2 protein-coding genes and 1 pseudogene are annotated in these 2,574 nt (G+C 70.7%); all 3 read left to right on the forward strand.

Annotation, left to right across the window (positions count from 1 at the left end; all coding sequences use genetic code 11):
* A partial coding sequence (locus tag ACLN58_RS20770; RefSeq protein ID WP_415857126.1) for an ABC transporter permease occupies positions 1 to 1,053 on the forward strand: 1,053 nt, incomplete at its 5' end.
* Positions 1,040 to 1,459, forward strand: a pseudogene (locus ACLN58_RS20775) (cytidine deaminase); the annotation flags it as partial. The gene ACLN58_RS20770 and the pseudogene ACLN58_RS20775, both read left to right, overlap by 14 nt.
* 98 nt (positions 1,460 to 1,557) lie before the next feature.
* Positions 1,558 to 2,574: thymidine phosphorylase (locus tag ACLN58_RS20780; protein ID WP_415857127.1), on the forward strand; the 1,017-nt coding region annotated here is incomplete at its 3' end.

The following is a 2,574-nucleotide window of genomic DNA, read 5'->3' on the forward strand; positions in this document are numbered from 1 at the left end:
GTCGCGGGCTGGTCGGTGAGGCTCGCGCCGCGCGGCCGCAAGCTTCCGCGCTGGGCCGTGGCCGCGTTCGCGGTCGCGTTCCTCGTGGGCTTCCTGGTCTGGATCGTGGCCGGTGGTCGCGACGCGACGCCATACATTTCGCTCGCGGGCCTCCTCGCGGGAGCGGTGACGCTCGCGGTCCCGCTCGTATTCGGCTCGCTCTCGGGCGTCTTGTGCGAGCGCTCGGGGATCGTCAACATCGCGATCGAGGGCCAGCTGCTCATGGGCGCGTTCAGCGCCGCCGTCGGCGCGACGGTCACGGGCAGCGTCTACGCGGGGCTCATCGCCGCCGCGGTCGCAGGCGCGCTCGTCTCGCTCGTGCTCGCCGTGGTGAGCATCAAGTACCTCGTGAACCAGATCATCGTCGGCGTTGTGCTCAACGTCCTCGTGGTGGGCTTGACCAACTTCCTGTTCTCGACGCTGCTCACGGCCAACCCGGACGGCCTCAACAAGCCGCCTCACCTGGGCAGCCTCGAGATTCCGGTGCTCGCGGACGTCCCGCTCATCGGGCCCATCCTGTTCCGCCAGTCGCTCGTGGGCTATCTCATGTACATCGCCGTGATCGTCGTGTACGTGGGTCTCTTCCACACGCGCTGGGGCCTGCGGGTGCGGGCGGTCGGCGAGCACCCCCAGGCTGCGGACACTCTTGGCGTCAACGTCAACCGCACGCGCTTTTGGAACACGCTCCTCGGCGGCGCGGTCGCGGGCATCGGCGGCTCGTTCTTCACGCTCGTCGCGGTGGACGCGTTCAGCAAGGAGATGTCCGCGGGCCGTGGCTACATCGCGCTCGCGGCGCTCATCTTCGGCCGCTGGAACCCCATCGGCGCGTTCCTCGCCTCGCTCCTGTTCGGCTTCGCTGACAACCTCCAGAGCGTCATCACGATCATCGGCTCGCCGGTTCCCAGCCAGTTCATGGCCATGCTCCCGTACGTCGTGACGGTCTTCGCCGTCGCCGGCCTCGTGGGGCGGTCGCGGCCGCCGGCCATGGAGGGCATCCCGTATGTCAAGGGCTGACGCGGCGGCTCCCGGCACGGACCGCGTCGACTGGGACGAGCTCGCCGCGCTCGCCCAGGGCGCCATGCGGCGCGCGTACGCACCGTATTCGCGCTTTCCCGTGGGGGCCGCGGCGCTCCTCGACGATGGACGCACTGTGGTGGGGTGCAACGTCGAGAACGCGTCGTACGGGCTCACGCTGTGCGCCGAGTGCACGCTCGTGGGCCAGATTCAGCTCGGCGGGGGCGGGCGGATCCGCGCGTTCGCGTGCGTCGATGGAAACGGCAGCGCGCTCATGCCCTGCGGGCGCTGCCGGCAGCTCCTCTATGAATTCCGCGCGCCGGGCATGGAGCTCATGACGACGCGCGGCGTCCGCACCATCGATGAGGTGCTTCCGGACGCCTTCGGCCCGGAGACCCTCGAGGAGCAGGGCCCAGATGAGCAGGGCCCAGATGAGCAGGGCCCAGACGCCGCGCGGAAGCCAGCCGCCCTCCGAGAGCCAGACGCCCCACGAAAGGAAGCACCGTGAGCCAGACGCGCCCTGCCGCCGAGCCCTTCGACGCCGTCGACGTCATCCGCACGAAGCGCGACCGCCGCGACCTCAGCGACGCCCAGATCGACTGGGTCCTCGACGCGTACACGCGCGGGATCGTCGCGGACGAACAGATGTCTTCCCTCGCGATGGCCATCCTGCTCAACGGCATGACGCACCGCGAGATCGCGCGGTGGACGGCGGCGATGATCGCCTCGGGCGAGAGGCTCGACTTCTCGGGACTCCGCGGCCCGGACGGGCGCACGCGTCCCACGGCGGACAAGCACTCGACCGGCGGCGTGGGGGACAAGATCACGCTTCCGCTCGCGCCGCTCGTGGCCGTGTTCGGCGTCGCGGTCCCGCAGCTCTCGGGTCGCGGACTCGGGCACACAGGCGGCACGCTCGACAAGCTCGAGTCGATCCCGGGCTGGCGCGCCGCGCTCACGAATGAGCAGATGATGGGGCAGCTGAGCGAGGTCGGCGCCGTCGTGTGCGCCGCGGGCAGCGGCCTCGCGCCCGCGGACAAGAAGCTCTACGCACTGCGTGACGTGACCGGGACGGTCGAGGCGATCCCGCTGATCGCGTCGTCGATCATGAGCAAGAAGATCGCGGAGGGAACGGGCGCGCTCGTGCTCGACGTCAAGGTCGGCTCCGGCGCCTTCATGAAGGACGAGGCGACGGCCCGCGAGCTCGCCGAGACGATGGTCGCGCTCGGCAAGGACGCGGGGGTCAACACCGTGGCGCTCCTGACGAACATGGCGACGCCGCTTGGGCTCACCGCGGGCAACGCGATTGAGGTCGAGGAGTCCGTCGAGGTGCTTGCGGGCGGCGGCCCCGAGGACGTCGTGGAGCTCACGGTGCGGCTCGCCGAGGAGATGCTCGTGTGCGCCGGCGTGCACGACGCCGATCCCGCCCAGGCGCTCCAGGACGGCCGCGCGATGGACGTCTGGCGGCGCATGATCGCCGCCCAGGGCGGGGACCCCGATGCGGCCTTGCCGGTCGCGAAGGAG

The organism is Sinomonas sp. G460-2, from assembly GCF_047759905.1.
In the GTDB taxonomy this organism is placed as follows: domain Bacteria; phylum Actinomycetota; class Actinomycetes; order Actinomycetales; family Micrococcaceae; genus Sinomonas.